Source organism: Thermostichus sp. MS-CIW-30 (assembly GCF_054058015.1).
This window is the reverse complement of sequence record NZ_JBSRZW010000036.1, coordinates 1-24,182: the sequence shown is the minus strand read 5'-3', so window position 1 is coordinate 24,182 and position 24,182 is coordinate 1. Positions and strand designations below refer to the sequence as shown.

The window sequence follows — 24,182 nt, the reverse complement described above, 5'->3', positions numbered from 1 at the left end:
TGTTCAGCCCGGATCTCGGAGATTTGGGCTGCAAAGCCCTGCCGCATCTCAACCATCTGAGCCTCAAAGCGCTCAGCCGACCGCTGCTGCTCGGCCCGCATTTCTTGGATTTGTTCTTGTTGTTGCTGAAGGTTGCGAATCAGCCACTCCTCTTGTTCTGGGGTCATGGGAAAGGTCTGAAGATATCCCTTCAATTCTAGTCAGTTGGGGATGGGATCCCGTTGAGCTGCCAAGAGAAGGGCATTGACAATGGCAGCAGCAACTGGGGATCCGCCTTTGCGGCCCTCCACCCGAATCTGGGGAACATCCGTTTGCGCCAACGCCTGCTTGGCCTCTTCCACCGCCACAAATCCCACCGGCACTCCGATCACCAAAGCCGGCTTGACCCGCTTTGCCCGAATCTCCTCCACCAAAGCCAGCAACGCGGTGGGGGCATTGCCAACGACAAACAGGGCTTCTGGATAGCGGCGTGCCAAGTTCACCATCCCATTGGCGGCGCGGGTTTGACCGGGCCAACGGGGCTCCTCCACCCAGTCCAAAGCACAGTAGAGGGGGATCCCTTGGGCTTTCAGACCTGACTGGATCCCAGCTGCCACCATCCTGACATCGACAATGACAGGCTGCTTTTGCCGTAGGGCTGCCAGGGCGTGTTCAACGGCGTTGGGGCCGAAGAAAAAGCGATCCCGCAGCTCAAAGTCGGCAGTGGCATGAATGGCACGGCGCACCACCTCATAAGGGATCCCTTGCCAGGGGTGGGGGCCGATCTCCTGATCGATCTGGCGGAAGCTGGCAGCAGTGATTGGGTCTACCTGGAAGGCTTCATTCATTGGGTCTGGAGTCAGGGGCACAGTCATGCTGGCATGTCCTAAAGAAGAACCGGTGGCAAAGTAGCTTTGGGCGAGCCGAGAAAACCACTAAGATTGGTCTAGCCTAAATTGGAGATGAGCCTATTGTTGTCACCCACTCCTCCCTTGCACAGACTCAACTCCCATCCTTCCCCTTCTGCTCGGGTCAGCGCCAATTCCGTCGGCAATCCCGGTTTCTCCTCTGTTGATGCGCCCTCCTCTTCCCCAACGGGTAGCGACAGGGATCCCTTGTCGGCTTTGCCTCGCTACGGCTACTCCCAAACCTGGCATTGGCGGGGCTGGCCCATCCATTTCACCTACACCCCCAGTCGTGCCCAAACCCCTGCCGGTGTCGTCAACTTGACGGCAGCTCCGGCCCTTTTAATCCATGGATTTGGAGCGTCAGTGGGTCATTGGCGCCACAACATTCTCCCTCTGGGATCCCAGCGCTCCGTCTATGCCCTCGACCTGCTGGGATTTGGCAAGAGTGCCAAGCCGGAGATTGCCTACAGCGTTGATCTGTGGGTGGAGCAGGTACACGAGTTTTGGCAAACTCACATTCAGCAGCCCAGCATCCTGGTGGGCCATTCCATCGGGGGCTTGGTGGGAGTCATTGCCGCCGCCCGCTATCCCCAGATGGTGAAGGGCCTGTGCTTGATTAGCTGCGCCGATGGGCCCCATCCGGAAGAATTGCCCTCTCCCTGGGATGCTCTGGTGCGAGCCCTCTGCGAAGGGATTCTGTCGTTGCTGGGGTGCCCCCTCACTTATCCCCACCTCTTCAACTGGCTGCGACAAACCGAGGTGCTACGAGCTTGGATCAAGAATGTCTACAAGCGGGATGAGCAGGTGGATGACGAGCTGGTGCAGATCTTCCAGAGACCGGCCTTTGAGCCGGGGGCAGCCCACGTGTTTTTGGACGGTCTGAGGGCCATTCTCTGCCGCCGCTTCGACAGCCCCAAACGCCTGCTGCCCACCCTAAAAATGCCTATCTTGCTACTTTGGGGCCGAGAAGATCCGGCAGTGCCCAGTTTTTTGGCAGACCAATTTAAGCGCTGGCAACCTGCCCTCACCTTGGTGAAGCTGCCGGGAGTAGGCCACTGCGCCCACGACGAGCTGCCTCACTGGGTCAACACCCTCATCGGGGAATGGGCGGCCAGTCTGGAGACCTGCCCTGACTTGCCCACCCCCCTTCAGCGGGATCCCCGAGTCGGCTAGCTCAGCAAGTGATCTGAGCTATTCCCGGCAAGGTGCCACAAGTGAGGGCTATCGGCACAGGGCCCCCCCCAGCTTGGAACACCCCCAAGCCAAATCCCAGCCTGCCGCCGGGAAAAGGGATCCCGCTCAGAGATCAGGGGGCAGCTTGAGGATCTGATGCTGGCGCATCCCCTGCCAGCGGCGAATGAGATCGCCATCAATACCGAACTGATCCAACGCCTTCACCACCACAAAATCCACCAAATCTAGGATGGTACGCGGCTGGTGGTACCAAGCCGGAATGGCCGGGACAATACGCGCCCCCGCTTCTGCCAGGGTGGTCAAGTTGCGCAGGTGGATCAGGCTAAAGGGGGTTTCCCGCGGCACCACCACCAAGCGTCGTCCCTCCTTGAGCTGCACATCAGCAGCCCGCTCCAGCAGATCCGAGCTCAAGCCGGCAGCCAACTTGGCAACTGTACCCATGCTGCACGGGATCACCAACATCCCCTGCGTGCGATAGGAGCCACTGGCAATGGTTGCCCCCACATCCTGCCAGCGATGACAAACCAGGGATCCACCGCTGCTCTCGGCTTGTTGTCGCCAAAAGTGGGCCTGCTTGCGGGGGTCTGTCGGCAGCAGCACCCCGTGTTCTCCCTGCCACACCTGATAGGCCGCTTTGGAGACCACCACTTCGACACAGTAGTCCAGGCTGAGCAGAACATGCAGAGCACGCACAGCATAGAGCATCCCTGAAGCGCCTGATACGCCAAGGATGATGGGCAGAGAGGATGTCAAGGGCCGCCGGGGAACGTCTTCTGCTCAAGTCTAGCGAGGGGAGCTGTCCCTCGCCTGCTCAGGGGATCCCTAACCCACTGCTCCCAAAGACTTGCACAACGTGGGATAAAAATGCTCCTGGCACAGGTTGAAGGCAGCGCTCAAGCCCCAGTCTGACTCTTCTCTGTTAGGTCTGCAGATTTTGCCGCCCGTTGCGGATCACCCGCAAGGACTCCACCAACCGCAACTCCAAGTCTTGCAACACCTGATCCACGTAACGGTGGGCCTCCCGCTGCAGGCGCTCCGATTCCTGCAGTGTCTGTCGCCGCACCTCCTCACTATGTTGATAGGCTTGTTGCAATAACTGCTCCGCCTGAGCTTGGGCCTGTCGCAGAATCGCCGATTCGTTGAGGAGCTGCTCAGCCCTACGTTGGGCTGCGGCCACAATTTCTTGGGCGTAGCGATTGGCCTCTGCCAAGATCCGATCCCGCTGGCGCAGCAGTTCCTCCGCTTCCTCCAGGGCTGTCGGCAGGTTCAGGCGGATAAAGTCTAACTGCTCCAGAATCTTTTCCTCTTCAATAAGGGTGCGAGACCAAAACAGGCGAGGGCTACTGAGAATGGCTGCCTCCAATTGATCCAGGGCCTCCTGGACGCGCATCAGAGCCAGGGTCTGATCCCCAAAGGGTACGCCGGCACGATTGGAAGGATCAGAGGGCAATTCTCGCATCAGTCTATGAAGAGGGGAGGCTGCACTGAGCAAAAGAGCAGATCAGGCAGGATAACGCCTACCATATCAGGTTCTCGGTTTCCTGAATCTGCGCAGTCTCCCCTTCGCTCCAACCACTCTTCGTGAAGTAGATGTTCTTTTTGATATGAGGGGACGATGGACTTTCTCCCTCGCGGAGGCTGTGAGCCAAGCGGCAGAGAGGCTGCTTACCGGTCGGTTGGTGCCACAGCGGCTGGGGAGCCGAGGTTGCTCGGCTGCCAAAAGAGCGCCAATGGAGGAGATTTATAGTCATTTTGAATAGGAATAAAACATTTCCGTTGCATTGCTCTCCAACCCCCCTCTCCCAGAGAGATGAGCTGGGGGGTCGCGGCAGCGGCGCGGAGCGTTTGGGGAGTGTCTCAATCTAGTTTGAGATGACTACACTTTTTGAGTTGCCGCCAGTTCCCTGAAGATGGCCAGCCTCCAGATGGTTGACAGCTACCTATGGCACACTGAGAAAAAAGGAGTTGGAGCCCCAGCCTCTTATGCCACAACCGCAGCCCCCCAGAAGACTGGAAGACCAGTTTGTGGAGAATGTCTCCCGTTATCCCACTTACTTTATTACCGTTTTGCTGGGGGGGATCTGGGCTGGCCTCCAGCCTTTTGTCGGCCTGTATCGCAAAAGTCCAACAGCGGCGGCCATGGTGACGCTGGGATCCCTTTTGTTGCTTCTATTTGTTTATTTCACCCTGCGAGGCATGACAGGGAATACCTTTTGGCCAGAATAGATACTGGGTTGAGGTTGGGGCCCATGGGCGAAGCTGTGCAGTGGACGCCGGCAGCATAAGCACGCCTCAAGGGGATCCCTCTTTTTCGCCCCACTGCTGACAAGAAGTAAAGTGCTCCGCACCGCTCGCGCGAATGAAAAGTTTGCCCCGGAATGGTGGCGGTCTATGGGCAGGCCAAGCCTCAATTGGCTCTTCAGGGATCCCGGCTGCAAGCTGTAGCGAGGGGATTGGATTTGCTGCTAGCTTGGTAGAGCATGACTCTAGTCAATAATAAGCTCAACTATACTGAAAATAATGTATAATATGTTCAGTACGGATTACTACCAGTTGATCTTTCTGTTTACTTTCGAGTCTGCCAACATGGTAGCCAAAGCAAAGCAGAAAATTGGTAGTAAGACGACACGGAAACTGCGCTTTGGGTATTCTACTCAAAGCTTTGCGGGATACCGCCATTCTGTTTGGACTCCGTCCCGCTAACGCGAATGGAAACAAACAGAATGCCATCGCTGCATAGTTGAACAGTGATGTTCAGCAGTGTTCAGCGTAAATGTATCAGGTGTTCTCCTCCGTTTTTTGAACTCATGGCAGATTGGATCCTGTTGGCGCTGGTGGGTTCTGCAACCTACCTGCTGCTGCAAAAAAGTGTGGCCCGCCTTTCGAAGGTGCCGTGGCGGATCCTGTGGCTGGTGATGATGCTGCCCCCTTTGGTTTGGGTGCTGGGGCGTCAGGTGTTTCAGTACGAATTGCCTCCCTTGCTGATGTTGCTGCTGTTTCTCACCTCCTACTTTACCAGCATGACCTTGGTGAGACGAGGGGGTATTCGACCCTCAACCGGAGGCCCTCGGCCAGAGGTGGAAAACTCCTCTCCAGAAGCGGATCCCTCGCCGGCTGGGGAACCTGAGCCAGAGGAAGAGGAGGAAGACGGCGCCGCAGATCCGGTCTCGCTGGCTCTTGCCCACACCCCCATCTCCGAAGTGCCGCGGGAGAAGCTGAGCCATTGCTTCCCCTGGAACGTCTTTTATTTGCAAAATGTGGAGTACCGCCCCCAGGCGATCATCTGCCGGGGCAACTTGCGGGCGGATCCCAGTGAAGCCTATGAGCGGGTGCAGCAGAATGTGGAAACCACCTTCGGCAAACGCTTTTTGGTGGTGCTGCAGGAGGGGTTTGCCGGCAAGCCCTTTTTTGCCTTGGTGCCCAACCCGGCGGCGCGGCGCTCCCTGGCGGACAGTCGAGAGTTGCCGCTGCTGGCTTTGGGGCTGTTGCTATTCACCTTCTGGACGACCCTCAGTGCTGGGGCCCACGCGGCTGGGGTTAGCCCTGACCGGCTGCTGCATTTGCCCTCTCTGATGAAAGGATTGCCCTATGCGGTCGGGATCCTTGCCATTTTGGGATCCCATGAGTGGACTCGTTACTGGGTGGCCCGCCGCCACCACATCAAAACCTCGCTGCCCTATTTCATCCCGGTGCCTTTTGTCCTAGGGACTTTTGGGGCGTTTATCCAGTTGAAAGAGCCGGTGCCCAACCGCAAGGTGTTGTTTGATATCGCCGTCGCCGGGCCGCTGGCAGGGAGTCTTGTTGCTTTGGGCATGTTGTTGCTGGGGCTGGTGTTTTCGGCGCCTGTAGATCCTCCCGCGGTGCCCGAGGGGCAGCCGACCCCGATTAGTTTTCATCGCATTGACCCGCGCCTATCGGTGCTGCTGGCAATTCTGGCCCGCATGGTGCTGGGGGATCAGTTGCAGCCGGGGCAGGTGATCGAGCTGCACCCGCTGGCCTTTGCCGGCTGGCTGGGCTTGGTGGTGATTGCCTTTAACCTCATGCCGGTGGGCCAACTGGATGGAGGGCACATTGTCCACGCAGTGTATGGACAGCAGATGGGAGCGAATGTGGGCCGGGTAGCCCGCTGGTTGGTGCTGCTGCTGGCTTTGACGGTGCAGCCTTGGCTGTTGCTCTGGGCGCTGCTGCTGTTTGTGATTTCCAGTGCTGACGAGCCGGCCCTCAACGATGTGACGGAACTGGACGAGGCCCGGGATCTGCTGGGGCTGGGGATGCTAACGCTGCTGGTGCTGATCCTGCTGCCGGTGCCGCCGTTTTTGCAAAATGGACTGGGCTTGGCCTAGATCCGGGGTAGGATCCAAACCGCCCCTGACCTCGTTCTCCTCTCATGCAACGCAGCTTAATTGTTCAAAAGTACGGCGGTACCTCTGTCGGCTCTGTGGAGCGTATCCAGGCCGTGGCTCAACGGGTGGCCCACACGGTGAAGGCAGGGCATCGGGTGGTGGTGGTGGTCTCGGCGATGGGGGATGAAACCGATCGCCTTGTGGATCTGGGGGAACAGATCTTGCAGGGATCCCCGACCACACCGGCCCAGTTGCGGGAATGGGATATGCTCCTTTCCACCGGTGAGCAGGTGAGCATTGCCCTGGTGGCCTTGGCGCTGCAACGCTTGGGGTGTCCTGCCCTTTCCCTGACAGCAGCCCAGGTGGGCATTGTCACCACTCGGGATCACAGCCGGGCCCGCATTTTGCACATCCACACCGACCGCCTGTGGCAGCACCTGGAGCGGGAAGAGGTGGTGGTGGTGGCCGGGTTTCAGGGCATCACCAGCCTGGCGGAGCTGGAGATCACCACCCTGGGTCGGGGGGGATCCGACACCACGGCAGTGGCCTTGGCAGTGGCCTTGGGAGCAGAGCTGTGCGAGATCTACACCGATGTGCCGGGGATCTTCACCACGGATCCGCGTAAGGTGCCTGAGGCCAGGCTGTTGCCGGAGATCACCAGTGATGAAATGTTGGAGCTGGCCAGCTTGGGGGCGCAGGTGCTGCATCCCCGCTCGGTGGAAATTGCCCGCAACTACGGTGTGAAGCTGCGGGTGCGCTCCAGCTTGGAGCCGTTGCAGGCGGGATGCGAGGGCACTCTCATTCTTTCTCCTCCCCCCCGTCCTCGTGCTGCCGACAGCAGTATCGAGCTGGGCCTGGCGGTGGATACGGTGGAGCTGGATCGGGATCAGGCCAAGTTGGTGTTGGTGGGGGTGCCGGATCGCCCTGGCATTGCCGCCCAGCTCTTTCAGGGGATCGCGGCGGCAGGGGTGAATGTGGATTTGATTTTGCAGTCCCTCCAGTTCACAGCCGCTCACGCCAGCGGGACGGACTCCTTGCCGCAGGGATCCGTGCCCCAGCCCACCAATGACATTGCCTTTACGGTCAGCCGGTCGCAGGTGGCCGAGGCTGCAGCCGTTGCCCGGCAGATTGGCCAAGAGCTGCAGTGTGCAGCGGTGATTGTGGATGAGGCGGTGGCCAAAGTCAGCATTGCCGGAGTGGGGATGATGGGCCGACCTGGGATCGCGGCGCAAATGTTCCAGGTGCTGGCCGAGGCCGGGATCAATTTGCAGATGATCTCCATGTCCGAGATCAAGGTGAGCTGTGTGGTGGCTGCGGAGCGGGCCGGTGATGCCGCCTTGGCTCTGGGAGAGTCGTTCCAGGTGATCCCCCACTTGCATCGGGCAAAGATGCCGGCTGCCCCTCAAGACAGCCACCCGGTACGCGGTGTTGCCTTGGATTTGAAGCAATCGCGGCTGGGCCTTCGCAAAGTGCCGGATCGTCCGGGAACTGCCGCCCATTTGTTCGGGCGCTTGGCGGCTGCCGGGATCATCGTGGACACCATCATCCAAAGCCAGCGGGGCTACCACAACGGGATCCCCAGCACCGACATTGCCTTCACCGTGCCTCAGGATCAAGCGATGGCTGCTGAGGCGGTCTGTCGGCAGGTGGCCGAAGAGCTCCAGGCGGCAGGCGTTGACGCAGATCACGACATTGCCAAGGTCAGCATTGTCGGCGCTGAGATGGAAACCTATCCCGGCGTCGCTGCCCGTCTGTTTGCAGCTCTGGCCGAGGCGGGAATCAACATCGAGATGATCGCCACCTCGGAGATCAAGGTGAGCTGTGTAGTGCGCCGGGATCGAGGGATCCCGGCCTTGCAAGCTATTCACCGCGCTTTCCGGCTGGACTGCCCCTAGCCTGCCTCAGGGTCTGGCCGCCAGCAGCAAGGGAAAATGATGGGCGTTGGGGGCGTGCATCACCTGGATCCCCAGATTGGCGCGGTTGAGGAGATCGGCGTAGGTGGGGATGAAGCGGCCCTGGCTGTCCAGGATGGACTGGTTGAAGTTCAAGCCGTTCAAGTTAAAGGCCATTATGCCGATACCTATTGCCGCCGCCCAAATCCCCACTGTGGGCAGGGCCGCCATCCAGAAGTGGACGGAACGGCTGTTTCTCAGGCCCAGGCCGGGGAACCCCAGCCGCCCCAAGAACGCGTAGTGCCCGGCCAGGAAGTTGTAGGTGACTTCCTCCTGCCCGAAGCGGTAGCCGGCATTTTGTGACTCTTCTTCCGAGGTCTCGCGGATTAGGCTGGAGATCACCAGGGAGCCGTGCAGGGAGGCCAGCAGAGCGCCGCCAAAGACGCCGGCCACCCCCAGCCAGCTAGCAGGGTGCATGAGGATGTTGTGCTCCGCCTGGAAAGCCAGCATGAAGTAGAAGGTGCCGGCGATCCCCAGGGGCAAGCCTTCCGAGAAACTGCCCTGGCCGATGGGGTAGACCAAGAGCACTGCCGTAGCCGCCGCCGCCGGAGCGGAAAACGCCACCGCAATCCAGGGGCGCATACCCAAGCGATAGCTCAGCTCCCATTGCCGGCCCAGATAGCACCACACCCCGATCAGGAAATGGAGCACGATCAGTTGGTAGGGGCCGCCGTTGTAGAGCCATTCATCCAAAGAGGCGGCTTCCCAAATGGGATAAAAGTGCAAGCCGATGGCCGCCGACGTGGGCACCACCGCCGCCGAGATGAGATTGTTCCCCCCTATCAAAGAGCCGATCACCGGCTCGCGGATCCCATCCACATCCACCGGCGGAGCAGCAATAAAAGCGATTACAAAACAAAAGGCTGCTGCCAACAAGGTCGGGATCATCAATACGCCAAACCAGCCGATGTAAAGCCGGTTTTCGGTGCTGGTTATCCATTGGCAAAAGCCATTCCAACTCCAGAGCTGCCGCGCAGCCAAGGAGCGGCGAATTACCGTACTCATAGGCCAACTCCTAAAGAGACAAAACCATTCTTTGCTTTGTCGGCTTCCTTGAACGGGGCAAAACTCTTCCCGCGCCGACCGCCAAAAGCGTCTCCTTCTTTCAGGCTAGACAGTTTTAGGGACGCCGACAGGGATCCCTAACTTCCGCAACGGGAATGTGAAAAAAATGGATTTGTCGATACAAATCAGCACCCGCCTGTTGCAATTGGGATATCTTTGAGAGCTTCCCGGCAGTTGATGGCAGCCAAGCTCGAGCAGATGTTTCTCAAGAATGGGTTCAAGAAAGAGAAGTCGTTCAGGATCCGCTTTTTCTCCTGCCGGCAAGACCCTATGGGCTCTTCATGGGGCTTCCAGAAGTTTGCTTGGGGCATTCCTGGGTGGAAAAAAATCCTGCAAGCACTTCACCTGCAGGGATCCCGACTGCAAAGCACGGATGGCAGCCGCAGTGGCTTTGGCCCCTGCCAGGGTTGTCACCAGAGGGATCTTGTAGGCCAGGGCAGTGCGGCGGATCTTTTGGCCATCTTGCTGCGCCTCGACACCGGAAGGGGTGTTGATAATGAGCTGAATCTGGTGATTTTTGATGGCGTCGATGACGTGGGGCCGTCCCTCGTGCAGCTTGAGGACTTTGTCCACCGGGATCCCGTGCTCGGCCAAAACCTTTTGGGTTCCTTCGGTGGCCAATAGGCGAAAGCCCAGCTCCACAAACTCGCGGGCTACCGGGATGACCGCCTGTTTATCCCGGTCGCTGACGCTGATGAACACCGTCCCCTGGAGAGGCAGATTCTGCCCCGCCGCCAGTTGGGCTTTGGCGTAAGCGCGGCCAAAGTCCGTGTCAATGCCCATCACCTCGCCGGTGGAGCGCATCTCCGGCCCCAGCAGCGTATCGGTGCCGGGAAACTTGTGGAAGGGCAAAACCGCTTCTTTGACGGCAATGTGGGAGGGGATCACCTCCTGGGTAAAGCCCAGCTCGGCTAGGGTTTTGCCGCTCATCACTTGAGCAGCGTAGTCTGCCAGCGGATGGCCGATGGCCTTGCTGACAAAGGGGACGGTGCGGGAGGCGCGCGGATTGGCCTCCAGGATATAGACTTGACCTTTTTGGACGGCGTATTGCACGTTGATCAGGCCCACCACCTTCAGAGCTTGGGCCAACTTCACCGTCCACTCGCGGATCACCCGCAGCACCTCGGGGCTGAGGGTGCGGCTGGGCAATACACAGGCCGAATCGCCCGAGTGGATCCCGGCCTGCTCGATGTGCTCCAGAATGCCGCCGATGGTAACAGCGCCGGTGCGGTCGGCAATGGCATCCACATCCACCTCCACCGCCTCTTCCAGGAACTGATCCACCAGCACCGGACGATCCGGATCCACCGCCACCGCCAGTTGCATGTAGCGCTGCAGGTCTTGGTCGGAATAGACGATCTCCATAGCCCGTCCCCCCAAGACGTAGCTGGGCCGCACCACCACCGGATAGCCGATGCGGCGGGCAATTTCCAGGCTTTCTTCCACGCTGCGGGCGATGCCGTTGGCCGGCTGGCGAATATCCAACTCCCGCAAGATGCGCTCGAAGCGCCCCCGATCCTCAGCAATGTCGATGGAATCGGGGGAAGTTCCCCAGATGGGAGCCTGGGCTGCCGCCAGCCCCTGCGCCAGCTTGAGGGGAGTTTGACCGCCAAATTGCACGATCAGGCCGACCGGCTGCTCAGCATCCACCAAGTTCATCACCTCTTCATGGGTGAGCGGCTCAAAATAGAGGCGATCAGCGGTGTCGTAGTCGGTGGAAACGGTTTCCGGGTTGGAGTTGACCATGATCGCTTCGTAACCCAGGCGGCTGAGGGCAAAGGCAGCATGACAACAGCAGTAGTCGAATTCGATCCCCTGGCCGATGCGGTTGGGGCCACCTCCCAAGATCATCACCTTCTCTTTGCGGGCCGGGAAAATCTCCGACTCGCTCTCGTAGGTAGAGTACTGGTAGGGGGTAGCAGCCTCAAATTCGGCGGCGCAGGTATCTACAGTTTTGTAGGTGGGGATCACCCCCAGGCTTTTGCGGCAGGCCCGCACCTGATGTTCCGTGGATCCAGTGAGGTGGGCAATTTGTCGGTCGCTGAAGCCCATTTGCTTGAGGTGTCTCAAGTCGTCAGCGCTCAGGGATCCCAGCTCCCGCCCCTTGAGGGCTTGCTCCACCTCCACCAACTCCTGTAGCTTGTCGATAAACCAGGGATCGATGTGGGTGAGCTGGGCAATCTCCTGGGCAGAAAAGCCCATGAGCAGAGCGGTGCGGATGGTGAGCAGGCGGAAGGGGTTGGGGGTGCGCAGGTTGGCCCGCACTTCCTCCGGCTTGGGGAAAACCTCCGGCCTATCGCTGCCAAAACCGGGACGGTCGATTTCCAAAGAGCGCAGGGCCTTCTGGATGGATTCTTGAAAAGTGCGGCCAATGGCCATCGCCTCCCCCACCGATTTCATCTGGGTGGTGAGAACCGGCTCTGCGCCGGGGAATTTTTCAAAAGCAAAGCGAGGGATCTTGGTGACCACATAGTCGATGGTGGGCTCGAAGCTGGCCGGAGTTTTGCGGGTGATGTCGTTGGGGATCTCCGGCAGCGTGTAGCCCACTGCCAATTTGGCGGCAATTTTGGCGATGGGAAAGCCGGTGGCCTTGCTGGCCAAAGCAGAAGAGCGGGAGACCCGCGGGTTCATCTCGATCACCCGCACCTCGCCGTTGGCAGGGTTGACGGCAAATTGCACGTTGGATCCCCCGGTCTCTACGCCAATTTCGCGCATGATGGCGATGGCATAGTCCCGCAGCCGCTGGTATTCCTTGTCGGTGAGGGTTTGGGCCGGGGCCACGGTGATGGAGTCGCCAGTGTGCACCCCCATCGGGTCGATGTTTTCTATGGAGCAGATGATCACCACGTTATCCGCCAGATCCCGCATCACCTCCAGCTCAAACTCCTTCCAGCCGATGACCGATTCTTCCACCAAGATTTGGGAAACGGGGCTGGCCTCCAAGCCGGCAGCGCAGATCTCTTCAAACTCCTCCTGGTTGTAAGCCACCCCACCACCGGTGCCCCCCAGGGTATAGGCCGGGCGGATGATGAGGGGATAGCCGATCTCCTGGGCAATCTGCTTGGCTTCTTCCAGGGTGTGGGCCAGACCAGAGCGGGGCACGGCCAAGCCAATCCGCTGCATGGCTTGCTTGAAGAGATCCCGGTCTTCGGCTTTTTCAATGGCCTCCCGCTTGGCCCCAATCAACTCCACCCCGTACTGCTCCAGGATCCCTTGCTGGGCCAGTTGCACCGCCACGTTGAGGGCCGTCTGGCCGCCCATGGTGGGCAGCAAAGCATCAGGGCGCTCCCGCTCGATAATTTTGGCCACAAAGTCCACCGTCACCGGCTCGATGTAGGTGCGCTCCGCCATACTGGGATCCGTCATGATGGTGGCGGGGTTAGAGTTGACCAAAACGACCTCATAGCCCTCTTCCCGCAGGGCTTTGCAGGCTTGGGTGCCCGAGTAGTCGAACTCACAGGCTTGGCCAATGACGATCGGCCCCGCTCCAATGAGCAAGATTTTGTGGATATCGGTGCGGCGCGGCATAGGGATCCCAGAGGTGGCAGAGTCAGCCTTCTATTGTAGAGGTCACCTGCAGGTCAAGTTGCTCATCGGGATCCCTCTTTTTTGAGTGTTGCGCTTTCAAAGGCTATGCACAGCAGGCAGAGCTTGGATCCCTGGCAGGCAGGAGTTCTCTGGGGCAACCCGCAAAAGGGCAGCTTCTTCATCAGTATCAATAGACGGGAAAACTTGAACTTTAGATGATGTCAATGCTATCGTCGCAGCAAAGCCGCCCAGGGATCTGCCGATCGAGGAAACGCTCTATGGCCACGTTAATTGTTCGCAATGTTGACGAAGCCATTGTCAAAGCTCTCAAACAAAGGGCTAGTCGTCACGGCGTTAGTGCAGAGGCCGAACACCGCAAAATCCTAGAGCAAGTCTTACTCCAGCCTGCGAAACAGTCCTTTGCCGAAGTGCTCAGATCGATACCTAACGTTGGCAACGATTCAGACTTTGAGCGGGTGCAAGATAACACTGCCCATGACGTATTTGCTTGACACTAACGTCATCAGTGAGCTGCGCAAACACAGTCAAGCCAACTCCGGGGTTCAAGAATTTCTTCAAACTGCCATTGAGCAAGAGGCCCGCATCTACATCAGCGTGATCACGCTGGGCGAACTCCGCCGAGGCGTTGAACTCATGCGCGATCGCGGCGATCATCTGCAAGCCAACCTTCTGGAGAGGTGGCTGCAAACGGTTGTCGATGACTATGCCGATCACATTCTTGATTTCACAATTACCGAAGCCCAGGTATGGGGAAGCCTGTGCGTACCTCACTCTCAAAATGCGATTGACAAACAACTGGCTGCTACAGCCTTGGTTTACGGACTTACCCTGGTTACTCGCAATGTCCGTGATTTTGCCGGGACAGGGGTACCTCTCAGTGACATCCTCCCGACGCTGACCCTACGGGTACAGTGCGGGCTTCCTAACCTCGCGGTTAGGCATTCCTGCCCCACGCCACTTATCGTAGGTCATAGACCCCCGACAGACCGACTTGGCAGGCGGTTTCCGTTCCCCAGAGTCCCTGGGTACTATACTGCATTGTTGCACAGGCCATGGCTGATGGTAAATACTTGTCTTATCCCATCGAGAGAATCGACAAGTGCGGGGAGTCCATGTATCCCGACGCTGATGCTTTGCATACAGCGCGGGACTTATAGCTCCCCGCGCCCCTCCTTTGTTAACCCATTTAGACCCTCATAACAAGCCGCGGTAGCGAATAAAGATCAAAACTGCCGCCCAGGATCCCAGCGCCACTTTGATCGCCACCAGAATATTGAGAATCGGGATCCAGCCGCCGCTAAACAGAGCTCCCAACTCCCCTCTGGGCAATTCCCAGCCGGCCAGAGCCATCACAGCCACCCCGATAAACGTCACCACCGACAGCTTCTCCCACATCGCAGCCCGCCACCGTTTGTAGATGGCCTCCATCCAGGCGGAAGAGGCGGTGATCGCCACCAAGCCAATGGCTGTCCCTCCTGCCACCCCAGCAGCAAAGCCCCCGCCCGGCGTCAGGTGCCCTCGAATGGCCAGCTCCACCGCAATCAAAGCCGAAATGGTGGCCCCCACTCGCGCCAACACAATCGAGGGAATATCGGTAAATTGAGCTACATTGGCCGTCGGCTGCTCATCCGCCAGCAGGTATTGGGCGCCCAAAATCGCCGTAGAAAACACCACCACTTCAAAGACCGTATCGTAGAGGCGGTTGCGCAGAATGAGACCCGTCACCGTGTTGGGCACACCGCTTTCGCTGGCCAGAATCTCCACTGCCTCGACTAAAGCTACGCCCGCTGCGCGATTGGGGGAAACGGATCCCGCCTCGCCCACAATGAGCTGTAGGGCTGCCAGCAGCACCGCTATCCCGTACACCCACTTCATGTCGCCATCACCTCAGCGGCCAGAGCTTGCTGCGCCAAAATGGCCTGCAGGCGGGGTACGCGTGTAACCAGGCGATACTCTGCTGCTTCTCCACCGGGCTCAAGGGCAATGGTGTGTACCTCTCGGCTGCGAAGAGCAGCCACCAACGCCTCCGAACTCCCATAGGCGGCCAACTCCAAGCGCATGTGATACCGCTGTAGCCCTTGGCGCATCTGCTGTAACAACTGCCGTGCTGCTGAGGTACTGGCCTCCAGCACAGGGCTGCCTTCGAGAACGCCCAGGCGCATGCTCAGCGAAGAGCGCACCGCAATGGCGTAGAGGGTAATAGAAAGCATGGTGCCCACCAGTGCCTCGGTCAGGGCCACATCCGCCGCCCCAAACAGCGCATAGATCAGGGCGGCAATCGTCCCCAGGATCCCTCGCATCACCAGGGCGTGATAGGGATTGGTCTGGGTCACCACCAGGCTCGCCGTCAGGGGCAGAAGCAACGCCATCACCAGCAACAGGGTCTCTTCCATCCTGGTCTCCTACAGGGACTTGCGCTGCGAGCAAAACGCCAGCACATAGCCCAGAATGGTATTCCAAATAGCCAGGGAGATCAGTGCCAACACCAACAGGGGCCATTCCCGTGGGATCCGCAACAGCAGCCCCAGCATGATGCTCATCGAGCCCAGGGTGTCCGACACCGAAAGGCCGTGCAGCTTAAATAAAATCGAGCGATCCCCAAGGAGCGGCGCCGTTCCCCACAACCAAAACAGCACACCAATCCCAAACAACAGATAGCTCAGACCTTCCACCCAGACTTCCATACCTACCCCCAGGGCCTTTCTAAAGCATTTCCAGCCGTTTCAGTACATGAGCCAAGAGCATTAAGGCCGCATTGCCCACCGACAAAATCAAAACCCCCACAATCCCGATCATCCAATCATCCCGCACCACCGACACCACCAAAATCAGGATGGCCGTCTTTGTGGCCAAGCTGGCAAAGGCGAGCATCGTCTGCCAAATATCTTCCTTCAGCCAAGCGGCATACAGGGGCAAGCACAGCGTTAGGGTCAGGAGAAACAGCAGTAGGTTCACACGTCCTCCCGCGGCTTGAGCACATGGACTTCATAAGTGCCTTGGGCATTGCAATTGAGCACGATGGTTTTGGGCGTGAAGGTAATTAAAAAAATATCCAGAAACACCAGCCCTGCTGAACGGTTGGGCAGGGTTTGTTTGTATACAACTTCCTCAACAGTGTGGGGCTTGAGGATCATCTCGAAGGCTTCCCAGTAGGCTCTTGGGATGGCGAGAAGAATTTCCTGGAGCACTCGCCCCCAATCCCGCCATTGCACCGGTGCGGAAGCCTGGCGCGGCAGCAGCAACGTTGCCGCCACCCCGATGGCCACATTGTCCCAGCTCAGATTGCCCGTCAGCAGAAACCAAATCAAGAGGCGCAGGCCGATCTCCAATAGACCCAACTCAGGGTAGCGTCCCATAGTTCCCCACAGCTAACAGAGCCCAAACCAGCACCAACACTATGCTCAAGCCGCCCACCACTGCTTCCAGCCCTTCGTTCACCGACCCTCCCTTCAAAGGGATCCGCTCCCAAAACCAGCCTAGGGGGATCCCAACGCCCAAACTGAGGAGCGCCTTGAGAAGATTGTCAGCGCCATAGGCCGCCGGTAGCCAGCCCCAGAGCAAGCCCCCACCCCAAAGCACCAGTGCCACTTTATCTTGCCAAGGAGTTGCAGAGGTGGTTGCCCCCTTCATTGGAGAAACAGGTGCCCGCAGCACTCGCACGCCTAAACAAGTGGTGCCGACGGTAACCCCCACCAGCAGCCACTCGTGCCAGGGATCCAGAGCAGACAAGCTGAGGGCCTTGGCCGCATACCCCAAACTGCCGGGTACCCCTGCCAGGGAAGCCGTCCCTAAGAGCAGCATCGGCCAACGCCAGGGATGGGTCACGCTTGTTCCAACAAACAGCAAGGGCTTTGCCAACCCATGGGCAAGACCGTACAAACCTGCCCATTGAGGGGCAGCAATCACAAATCCCATCTGCGATACCGAGCTCCAGGCGAGAAGGTGCTGGGGCGTGCTCCCCATCAAGGCCAGTAGGATCCCGAAAACGGCTGAACCAGCGCTCAAGTAGGGCAACCCCTGGGCCAAGACCGGCGAAGCCTCGCTGCAGCGCACCAAAGCCATGGCTCCTGCTTTGGTCGTAAAACCGCTGAGCACCGCCGCGATAACGGGATCCGCGGTAGCATAGGTGAGAGGCAGCCACAGGCCGGCAACGAAGATCGCCCCCTTGGCCAAAAGACCCACAGCAATCAGCGCCAAGGCCGTGGGGTCGGCCATAGCCAAACTGCTCATCGCCAGGGATCCCGTGCGCACATAGACCAGGATTGCGCCCATCAGGTAGAAGAGCATGGCCACATTGCTCATGAAAAGGTAGCGCAGCCCCACCCAGAGCTGGCGATCGCGGTGCGGAGCATTTTCTTCCACTGTGGGTTGGCCCTCAGCCCGCCGCCCGTAGGTCAGCAGCAAAAACACGCCGATGCTGAGCACCTCCAGGGAAACGTAGACGCTGATCAGGTCAGCACTGATGATGACGGCGTTGGCGCTACCGTGGACGATCAGCAACTGCATGGCCAGAAAGCGGCTGCCCGCAAAGCGTCTATCCAAATACAGGGCCACTCCTAGCGTGACCAGGCCGTGGGCCAAGAGCATCGCTGCTCCATTGGCATCGATCCGCAGCGTCACCCCGAAGTGATCCAAAAGCTGCAGCTCCAAGGGCGCAGCGGTTGTGCCGGGCAAGCCCCCCTGCTGCACCGCATAGGCCACCGTCAGCGCGGCCATCCCCACCAAGCTGGGACGGGTTAGGGCTGGCATCAAGTAGGTTGTGAAGGCCAGCAGAAAGGGCAGCGCCACCCATACCAGCGTCAGCTCAGTCATCGGTAGAAGTGCTCTGCGCCCCTGACGCGACTGCCTGTTCGATGCTCTCGACTTCGAGGGTGGGATGATTGCGGGAGAGCTTCATCACCCCCACCAACATCAAGGCTTGTACCGATAGGCCAATGACGATGGCCGTGAGGATGATCCCCTGAGGCACCGGGTCGGCATAGTCCAGCTCGCGCCAGGGTTTGTAGATGGGGGTGAACACACCGCTCCGGGCTGCCCAGATCACGAAGAAGGCGATGACCCCGGTGCTCATGACATCCATAGACAGGATCTTCATAATGAGGTTGCGCTTGACCACGACTCCCCAGAAGCCAAGGAAGATCGTGAGGATGACGGCGGCACTTAACATGGACACCTCGCTTGCTGCGCTCGAGCTATCTGGTCGCTCAGTCGTTCTAAGGCTACGCCCGCTACGTGACCAGTATCCAGCTTCCGCAGCCGCGGCAGCCAGATAGCCTGTGGCCGGCTGCAACGCTGCCGGGATCCCCATCTCCCCAGCAAGACCGGGATCCCGAATTCGAAAGAGCTGCAGCTCCCAATGGGCAACTTGCTGCGACTTCTTGCCAGCTCTGGAGCTTGGTGGGATCCTGGTCATACACCTCTCATGCCAAGGTCGGAATTCATGGCTGCTGTTCGCAGTTTAAGTTGTAATTTAATGGCCTTGGCGGAACCGACTTCTGGATGCTGAAGAAAGGTGTTGGAGAAGGGGGTTTAAAAGCCGTGATGCTGCCGGTGGCGGAAGCAGAAGCCCTGATTTTGCAGGCGGTTCAGCCGCTGGGCCCAGAGTGGGTGGAGCTGGGATCCGCCCAAGGCCGCGTTCTCAGCCAAACTGTGTATAGCCCCCAGGATTTTCCGGCCCATCCCACCTCCAGTATGGATGGCTATGCCGTGCGCCATGAAGATGTGCAAGCGGGGATCCCTTGTGAGCTGCAGGTGATTGAGACTCTCCCCGCCGGAAAGGCACCCACCCGAGAGCTCCAGCCTGGACAAGCGGTGCGTCTCTACACCGGCTCCCTCTTGCCCAGCGGTGCGGACACCGTGGTGATGCAGGAAGACACGCAGCAACCTTCGCCAGGAACCGTTCGCCTCTTGCAGCGTCCGCAGCGGGGCCAATTTGTCCGGCCTCAGGGAGACTTTGCCCGCCAGGGGGATCCCCTCCTGCCGGCAGGGCAGGCTTTGGGCGGAGCGGAGCTAGCCGTTTTGGCCGCCATCCGACAGGCGATGGTGCCGGTGTTTCGTCAGCCCCGGGTAGCCCTGTTCTCGACAGGGGATGAGCTAGTGCCCATCCAGCAGGTGCCGGGGCCGGGGCAGGTCGTGGATTCCAACCAGTACGGCCTGGCGGCTCTGGTCAAGGCAGCGGGTGGGATCCCGATCCAGTTGGGCATCGTGCCGGATCGGCTCCAGGTGTTGCGGCAGGTCGTCCAGCAGGCCCTGGCCTCCGCCGATGGGGTGATCTCTTCCGGAGGGGTATCGGTGGGGGATTTTGACCTGGTGGAAAAGGTGCTGGAGGAGTTGGGAGGCGAGATTTTCATCCGCAGCGTGGCCATCAAGCCGGGCAAACCCCTGACGGTGGCTCGTTTTCCCAATCCCCACGGCCCCCCCAAGCTCTACTTTGGCCTGCCGGGCAACCCTGCCTCTGCCCTGGTGACCTTCTGGCGCTTTTTGCACCCGGCCCTGCGAAAAATGGGCGGATCCCTGCCCCCCTACTGGCAGATCCTCTCCGCCTTCAGCCCGGTGGATCTGCATGCCGACGGTCAGCGGGAACACTACCTCTGGGGACGGCTGCAGGTCAAGCCCGAAGGGATCCAATTTCAGCCCGCCGCCAACCTCAATTCCGGCAATCTCATCAGTCTGGCCGGCTGTAATGCCTTGGCTGTGCTGCCAGTAGGGACAACCCAGATCCCTGCTGGTTCGCCCGTTCAGGTGCTGCAACTGCCCTGAAGATCCCTAGCCCTCCTCTCGCTGCTGCTGGAATAGCCGCCATAGTCAATCCAAATAACAATGAGACGCTAGCCAGTACAACAGTTCCGTCTGCAACAGCGGACCGCAGGCCCTATCACTTCATCCACAGAAGTTCCTCTATCAGCATGCATCCTTGCCCTCTTGAGAGCACTAAAGTCACCCTCAATCTCATTCAAGTCTGGCGAGGGCCTCAGCAAAAAACCACCTCCTGCCCTGCCGCTTTCATCAAATCCTTTATCCTTCCCTTCCGTTCGCCGAGCAGGCCCTAGGCCTTTGAATCGGCCCATTGCCCAGAGTCAATACAGATGTCCTCTCCAAACTCGGCATTTAGTGTCCCTCAAATTCTTCCGCATTCGAGCTACTTGAAAAAGCGTCGGGGCTATCAAACCCCCTCTCTCCTTCCTCCTACCGGCTACTCAGCTCTCTCTCTTCCCATAAACTTTCTCCCCTCTCTTTGGCCAAGCATAAAACAGGTGCGTATCTCCCCAAACCCTGTCTCGTCATTCTCTCATCATTCGCGTCAGCGGTGCAGAGCCCATTGTAAGCTAAACTCTCACTTCCATACTTCTGAACCAACTCCCTCAAGACCCTAGAGTCGTTGATTCTCTCTTGGATTCTCTCTTGCCAATCCCGCTCTCGGTGCCTTAACTCTTTTTTTTCGCGTTGTTTTCATCTTCCTAAGAGCATAGTAAATAGCGCTGGGATGGACGCCAAACCTCTGGGCTCTATCCTTCAGTCGAGCTTCTGGGTACTGTTCTACGTCTTGCTGCAGAGCGACCAAGTCTATCTTTCGCTTCCGAGTCTTGACTTTTGTCGGCCTCAGGTCTTCTCGGTTCAGCCAGCGATAAACCGTTGCACGACTGACTTTGTACATCTGTGCAGCTGCAGTGGGGCTGCCCCCTTCCTGGACATACCCTACGACTCTCTCTCTCAGGTCTAAGCTATAGGTCATGAAGCTTCCTCCTGAGGTCTACTCCCACGTCATCTTGCCTTTAACACCGTCTCATTGTCAACTGAATTGACTACAACTACACAGACCTGCTTTGTGGTCATTTCAAATGGCACCTGTCTTGCCTTTTGTCTGCCGTCGTCGAGAGAGGGGGCAGCGGCACAGAGGACTAGGAAGGAGGGGGGAGACCGTCTCGAACAGACCTAGAGTAGGCCTGCTGCACCGCCTGGTAGCGCCGTTTGAACGCCTGCTGCTGCACCTTGTGATCCACAATGGGATCCGGATAGCCACAACTTCGCCGTTCCCGCAAAGCCCAGGCTCCCTTGGGGTCATCTCCCACCCACAGCAGAGCCGGCGTATCCAGCCGTGCCAGCTCCGGCAGATAGCGACGGATGTACTCTCCTTCCGGGTCATAGCGGGCTGCTTGCGTGGCCGGGTTGAAGATGCGCAGGGGCTTGGGATCCGTGCCCACACTGGCGCTCCACTGCCAACCGCCGTTATTGGCCGCCAGATCCCCATCCACTAGCTTTTGCATAAAGTAGCGTTCTCCCCAGCGCCAATCGATGAGCAGATCCTTGGTTAAAAAGCTGGCTACAATCATGCGGCAGCGGTTGTGCATCCAGCCGGTTTCGTTCAGTTGGCGCATGGCCGCATCCACGATGGGGTAGCCCGTCTGACCGGTGCACCAGGCCTGAAACCAGTCCTGCCGATTTTCCCACTCCAGGGCGTCGAAGGCTCGTCGATAGGCTCCGGTTTCCACGTGGGGCCAGTGGGCCAAGACATGCTTGTAAAACTCTCGCCAGCACAGCTCCTGCCGCCAAGTTTGCAAGCTGCTTTCGGCTTCTTCGCTGCGCACCTCGGCTTCCACCTCCCGCGTGGCTTGCCACACCTGGCGAATGCCGATCGTTCCCCAGCACAAGTGGGGGCTCAGTAGAGAAGTGCCCGGCTCAGCCGGGAAATCGCGGGATCGCTCATAGTCTAAAATGCGCAACCCCTGACAAAAGTCTTCCAAAAGGGCCTGAGCTGCTGCTTCCCCCGCTGCCGGGATCCGCTGGTCGCAGACAAAGCCCAAATCTGCCAAAGTGGGCAGAGGCTGCGCCTTCAGACCGGACACCGGTTGTAGCCCTTTGGGAATCGGGTAGGGATCCCGCTTGGGCAAGCTCGCCCACCTGCGCCAGAAGGGAGTGAAGACCGAATAGGGCTCCCCCGCCTGGGTCAACACTTCCCCCGGCCCGTGCAGCAGCATATCTTGGTAGGAGAAGGACTGGATCCCGGCTGCGGCCAAACTGGCCTGCACTCGACTCTCTTGCTGTAGGGCGAACGGCTCCCCATCGGCATTCCAAAACACGGCCCTGGCTCCCAGGTCTGTGGCCAAGCACCGCAACTCCACCGAGGGATCCCCCAGCCGCCAGATCAGCGGGATCCCCATCTGGGCGTAGCGCTCTTGGAGCTCTTGCAGAGCCTGAAGCAAAAAGGCCACCCTGGCCGGAGCCATGTCCGACCGCCCTAAGATCTGGGGGTCGAAAATGAAGACAGGCACCACCTGAGAGCTGCGCTGGGCTGCCTCATGAAGAGCTGTGTTGTCCCCTAACCGCAGATCGCGACGATGCCAAAGCAAAACGGGGGAAGTCATAGGCTGCCAAGCAATGGGATCCCATCTTGGCTGGTTTCCACCGCCTCTTTCAACTCACCCCCCCCAAGGCTGGGAGCCGGGGCGGCCAGAAGCTACATTCTAAAGAACCTTGAAGAACCCTATCAAAGCTCTAGACTGTCGAACACCCGACTGGGACAATAGCGGCAGCGCTCCTCTGGCTTTTGCTGGCCATCGCTGTATCCCATCGCGTAAGCTGTATCCCCCAACATCACCACCAGCTGAGTCAGCTTCAGGGAAAGCAACGGGTCAAGCGGCTCCGTCACATTCAGCATAAACTGCTCAATGGAGCGCCGCAGCGCCTCTGGCGTCTTGATCATCACGTCTCCATCCATCCATCGATGGCTTTAGGTATACATACTCAAGGCAAGATGGACATGGACTCAGGATAAAGGTGGAAGGAAGAGATGCTCGTAGCATTGGCTACTGTTCTTGGGATCGAGCTGGCAAGGGCTGAGCTCCACACCAGCCAGAGCAGGCTTGCGGATGATGTTAGCCTAGGTATCCAAAAATGGCGACAGCGCGACGGGTGGCACGGGTAGCAGAGCTGATCAAACGAGAGGTCAGCCAAATCCTGCTCTCGGAGATCAAAGATGACCGGGTCGGGGCAGGGATGGTCAGCATTGTGGATGTCGAGGTTTCCAATGACCTGCAAAATGCTCGCATCTTCGTCAGCATTTATGGGGATGAGACAGCTCAACACCGGGCCATGGAAGGGCTAGCAGCGGCCACACCCTTTGTGCGGCGGGAAGTCGGCCAGCGCCTCAGCCTGCGACGGGTGCCAACAGTGGTGTTTTTGCAGGATCGCTCTTTGGAGCGGGGATCCCGCGTTTTGGCCCTGCTCAACCAACTGAGACCGACCTTTGAGGCCAAGGCCCAGACTGGGGTTGAGGAACTGCTAGAGAACACCGCCGAGGGCGAAGAAAACGAATCGAGCGGCGAATAGTTGCACCATTTCGAGGGATCCGCGCTGGAGCTCAGCCTGCTTTGCACGAGAGAGCAAAGGATCTGCCTTGATGGCCACTAGATAGAGGGGCCTTTGCTTTGCAGCAATGCGGACAACATCCAAGAAAAGTTTTTGACGTCCGCGTAAGCGGGCCGGAGGCCCTGAAGTTTTTGGATTTGTTAGGCTTAAGGGAGCTATACAGCCCTTCCCCCGATCGTCTATCCGTACAGGACTCCATGTCTGCAGCACACTTGCGCAAACCAGAGCGCTCTGCTCCAAAGGGCAGCGGCGTTGTTGTGGTCAACCTGCGAAAGGGCTGTAAGGTTGCTGTCCATGCCTTTCCTGCCTTTTCATGGATGTTCAAAGCCCACTGCAACCGGATCCCTCTCTAGGGGGTGCTACTCCACTCCAAGCTCTGCAGGCCCTAAACCAGAGTGTTGCCGAAGCTTTGGTTTCCTGCTTGAAAGGGCAACCCCAACAGGCCACTCAGCACCTTTTGCTGGCTCTGCCGCAGCTCATGGCGGCTCTGGGGGCCTTGAGGCAAAAATCTTCCCTTCGCGTGAGCGGGCCGGAGGCCTTGGCCGAGCCTGCAGGTTGCCCTTCAGAAGCCAAGCCCAAGCGCATCATGCACATCGAAGGCAATCGCGTGGAAGTGTGGGTGGATAACCAAATTCGCAGCAGTTGGAGCATTTGGTCGGTGGGAGATCTCAAGGAAGTCTGTCGGCTGGCAGAAGAGTTCGACTGTGGCCTCAGCTATTCTCTAGGAGGAAACTCAGCTAGAAATCGCAGGAGCCCCGCACTGTACCCGTAGGGTCAGTGTCGGGAGGAATGCGGAAGTTATGATAGAACCATGACCCAAGTCCTGA

At 58.8% G+C, this 24,182-nt stretch carries 22 protein-coding genes and 2 pseudogenes; 9 read left to right on the top strand and 15 right to left on the bottom strand.

The genetic code is table 11. From position 1 onward, the window contains the following. Nucleotides 1-200: 200 nt before the first annotated feature. On the bottom strand, nucleotides 201-854 hold the full coding sequence (locus ACVWXW_RS13025) for a cobalt-precorrin-8X methylmutase (RefSeq protein ID WP_457404138.1): 654 nt from the start codon (nucleotides 852-854) through the stop codon (nucleotides 201-203). Nucleotides 855-953: 99 nt separating this feature from the next. Between ACVWXW_RS13025 and ACVWXW_RS13020 the strand changes: the two genes are divergently transcribed. Continuing rightward, complete coding sequence (locus tag ACVWXW_RS13020; RefSeq protein WP_457404136.1) at nucleotides 954-2,060, top strand: alpha/beta fold hydrolase; 1,107 nt, start codon at nucleotides 954-956, stop codon at nucleotides 2,058-2,060. A gap of 126 nt (nucleotides 2,061-2,186) precedes the next feature. On the opposite strand, the gene ACVWXW_RS13015 is transcribed toward ACVWXW_RS13020, so the two are convergent. Further along, the gene (locus ACVWXW_RS13015) at nucleotides 2,187-2,834 is read right to left on the bottom strand and encodes a flavin prenyltransferase UbiX (protein WP_414356563.1); all 648 of its coding nucleotides are present in this window, start codon (nucleotides 2,832-2,834) and stop codon (nucleotides 2,187-2,189) included. A gap of 166 nt (nucleotides 2,835-3,000) precedes the next feature. Continuing rightward, entirely contained in the window at nucleotides 3,001-3,531 is a 531-nt protein-coding gene (locus ACVWXW_RS13010; protein WP_238376845.1) for an ATP synthase subunit B family protein, read from the bottom strand. A 533-nt stretch (nucleotides 3,532-4,064) separates the two neighbouring features. Here ACVWXW_RS13010 and ACVWXW_RS13005 point away from each other — a divergent pair. The 3 genes from ACVWXW_RS13005 to ACVWXW_RS12995 all read left to right on the top strand — a co-directional run bounded on the left by ACVWXW_RS13005 (nucleotide 4,065) and on the right by ACVWXW_RS12995 (nucleotide 8,319). Continuing rightward, entirely contained in the window at nucleotides 4,065-4,307 is a 243-nt protein-coding gene (locus ACVWXW_RS13005) for a DUF751 family protein (protein ID WP_041436092.1), read from the top strand. A gap of 581 nt (nucleotides 4,308-4,888) precedes the next feature. Then, complete coding sequence (locus ACVWXW_RS13000; protein ID WP_457404134.1) at nucleotides 4,889-6,424, top strand: site-2 protease family protein; 1,536 nt, start codon at nucleotides 4,889-4,891, stop codon at nucleotides 6,422-6,424. Nucleotides 6,425-6,468: 44 nt separating this feature from the next. Continuing rightward, complete coding sequence (locus ACVWXW_RS12995) at nucleotides 6,469-8,319, top strand: aspartate kinase (RefSeq protein ID WP_457404133.1); 1,851 nt, start codon at nucleotides 6,469-6,471, stop codon at nucleotides 8,317-8,319. A gap of 6 nt (nucleotides 8,320-8,325) precedes the next feature. Here ACVWXW_RS12995 and psbA read toward each other — a convergent pair whose 3' ends face one another. Both psbA and carB read right to left on the bottom strand, forming a co-directional pair. Continuing rightward, entirely contained in the window at nucleotides 8,326-9,381 is a 1,056-nt protein-coding gene (psbA, locus tag ACVWXW_RS12990; protein ID WP_457404131.1) for a photosystem II q(b) protein, read from the bottom strand. Between the two features lie 339 nt (nucleotides 9,382-9,720). Next, entirely contained in the window at nucleotides 9,721-12,969 is a 3,249-nt protein-coding gene (gene carB / locus ACVWXW_RS12985; protein ID WP_457404130.1) for a carbamoyl-phosphate synthase large subunit, read from the bottom strand. 278 nt (nucleotides 12,970-13,247) lie between these two features. Here carB and ACVWXW_RS12980 point away from each other — a divergent pair, with 278 nt between their 5' ends. Both ACVWXW_RS12980 and ACVWXW_RS12975 read left to right on the top strand, forming a co-directional pair. Beyond that, nucleotides 13,248-13,481, top strand: a complete 234-nt coding sequence (locus ACVWXW_RS12980; protein ID WP_071818136.1) for a FitA-like ribbon-helix-helix domain-containing protein — start codon at nucleotides 13,248-13,250, stop codon at nucleotides 13,479-13,481. Next, nucleotides 13,453-13,866, top strand: a pseudogene (locus tag ACVWXW_RS12975) (PIN domain-containing protein); the annotation flags it as partial. The gene ACVWXW_RS12980 and the pseudogene ACVWXW_RS12975, both read left to right, overlap by 29 nt. Nucleotides 13,867-14,184: 318 nt before the next feature. Here ACVWXW_RS12975 and ACVWXW_RS12970 read toward each other — a convergent pair. The 7 genes from ACVWXW_RS12970 to ACVWXW_RS12940 are packed head-to-tail and all read right to left on the bottom strand — an operon-like array spanning nucleotide 14,185 to nucleotide 18,157. Continuing rightward, the gene (locus ACVWXW_RS12970) at nucleotides 14,185-14,865 is read right to left on the bottom strand and encodes a Na(+)/H(+) antiporter subunit B (RefSeq protein ID WP_457404128.1); all 681 of its coding nucleotides are present in this window, start codon (nucleotides 14,863-14,865) and stop codon (nucleotides 14,185-14,187) included. After that, the gene (locus ACVWXW_RS12965; protein WP_414357736.1) at nucleotides 14,862-15,383 is read right to left on the bottom strand and encodes a DUF4040 domain-containing protein; all 522 of its coding nucleotides are present in this window, start codon (nucleotides 15,381-15,383) and stop codon (nucleotides 14,862-14,864) included. Before ACVWXW_RS12965 ends, ACVWXW_RS12970 begins: the two co-directional genes overlap by 4 nt. A 9-nt stretch (nucleotides 15,384-15,392) precedes the next feature. Beyond that, a complete protein-coding gene (locus ACVWXW_RS12960; RefSeq protein ID WP_011431879.1) occupies nucleotides 15,393-15,674 on the bottom strand; it encodes a monovalent cation/H(+) antiporter subunit G in 282 nt (93 codons plus the stop codon). A gap of 19 nt (nucleotides 15,675-15,693) precedes the next feature. After that, a complete protein-coding gene (locus tag ACVWXW_RS12955; protein WP_011431878.1) occupies nucleotides 15,694-15,945 on the bottom strand; it encodes a hypothetical protein in 252 nt (83 codons plus the stop codon). Continuing rightward, nucleotides 15,942-16,346 (bottom strand): Na+/H+ antiporter subunit E, encoded by a 405-nt coding sequence (locus ACVWXW_RS12950; protein ID WP_041436089.1) that lies wholly within the window; start codon nucleotides 16,344-16,346, stop codon nucleotides 15,942-15,944. Before ACVWXW_RS12950 ends, ACVWXW_RS12955 begins: the two co-directional genes overlap by 4 nt. Continuing rightward, on the bottom strand, nucleotides 16,330-17,802 hold the full coding sequence (locus ACVWXW_RS12945) for a cation:proton antiporter (protein WP_457404126.1): 1,473 nt from the start codon (nucleotides 17,800-17,802) through the stop codon (nucleotides 16,330-16,332). Before ACVWXW_RS12945 ends, ACVWXW_RS12950 begins: the two co-directional genes overlap by 17 nt. Beyond that, entirely contained in the window at nucleotides 17,795-18,157 is a 363-nt protein-coding gene (locus ACVWXW_RS12940) for a cation:proton antiporter subunit C (protein WP_414357739.1), read from the bottom strand. Before ACVWXW_RS12940 ends, ACVWXW_RS12945 begins: the two co-directional genes overlap by 8 nt. A 332-nt stretch (nucleotides 18,158-18,489) precedes the next feature. On the opposite strand from ACVWXW_RS12940, the gene ACVWXW_RS12935 reads away from it, so the two are divergent. Then, a complete protein-coding gene (locus ACVWXW_RS12935; protein WP_457404124.1) occupies nucleotides 18,490-19,749 on the top strand; it encodes a molybdopterin molybdotransferase MoeA in 1,260 nt (419 codons plus the stop codon). A 68-nt stretch (nucleotides 19,750-19,817) separates the two neighbouring features. Here ACVWXW_RS12935 and ACVWXW_RS12930 read toward each other — a convergent pair. The 3 genes and pseudogenes from ACVWXW_RS12930 to ACVWXW_RS12920 form a co-directional block, all read right to left on the bottom strand. Beyond that, nucleotides 19,818-20,722, bottom strand: a pseudogene (locus tag ACVWXW_RS12930) (IS630 transposase-related protein). Between the two features lie 166 nt (nucleotides 20,723-20,888). Continuing rightward, a complete protein-coding gene (locus ACVWXW_RS12925; protein WP_457404122.1) occupies nucleotides 20,889-22,352 on the bottom strand; it encodes a cryptochrome/photolyase family protein in 1,464 nt (487 codons plus the stop codon). A 122-nt stretch (nucleotides 22,353-22,474) separates the two neighbouring features. Next, on the bottom strand, nucleotides 22,475-22,690 hold the full coding sequence (locus ACVWXW_RS12920; RefSeq protein ID WP_238376842.1) for a hypothetical protein: 216 nt from the start codon (nucleotides 22,688-22,690) through the stop codon (nucleotides 22,475-22,477). Between the two features lie 191 nt (nucleotides 22,691-22,881). Between ACVWXW_RS12920 and rbfA the strand changes: the two genes are divergently transcribed. Further along, nucleotides 22,882-23,316, top strand: a complete 435-nt coding sequence (gene rbfA, locus ACVWXW_RS12915) for a 30S ribosome-binding factor RbfA (RefSeq protein WP_457404120.1) — start codon at nucleotides 22,882-22,884, stop codon at nucleotides 23,314-23,316. 352 nt (nucleotides 23,317-23,668) lie between these two features. Then, nucleotides 23,669-24,127, top strand: coding sequence for a hypothetical protein (locus tag ACVWXW_RS12910; protein WP_457404118.1), 459 nt, complete (start codon nucleotides 23,669-23,671; stop codon nucleotides 24,125-24,127). Nucleotides 24,128-24,182 lie beyond the last annotated feature (55 nt).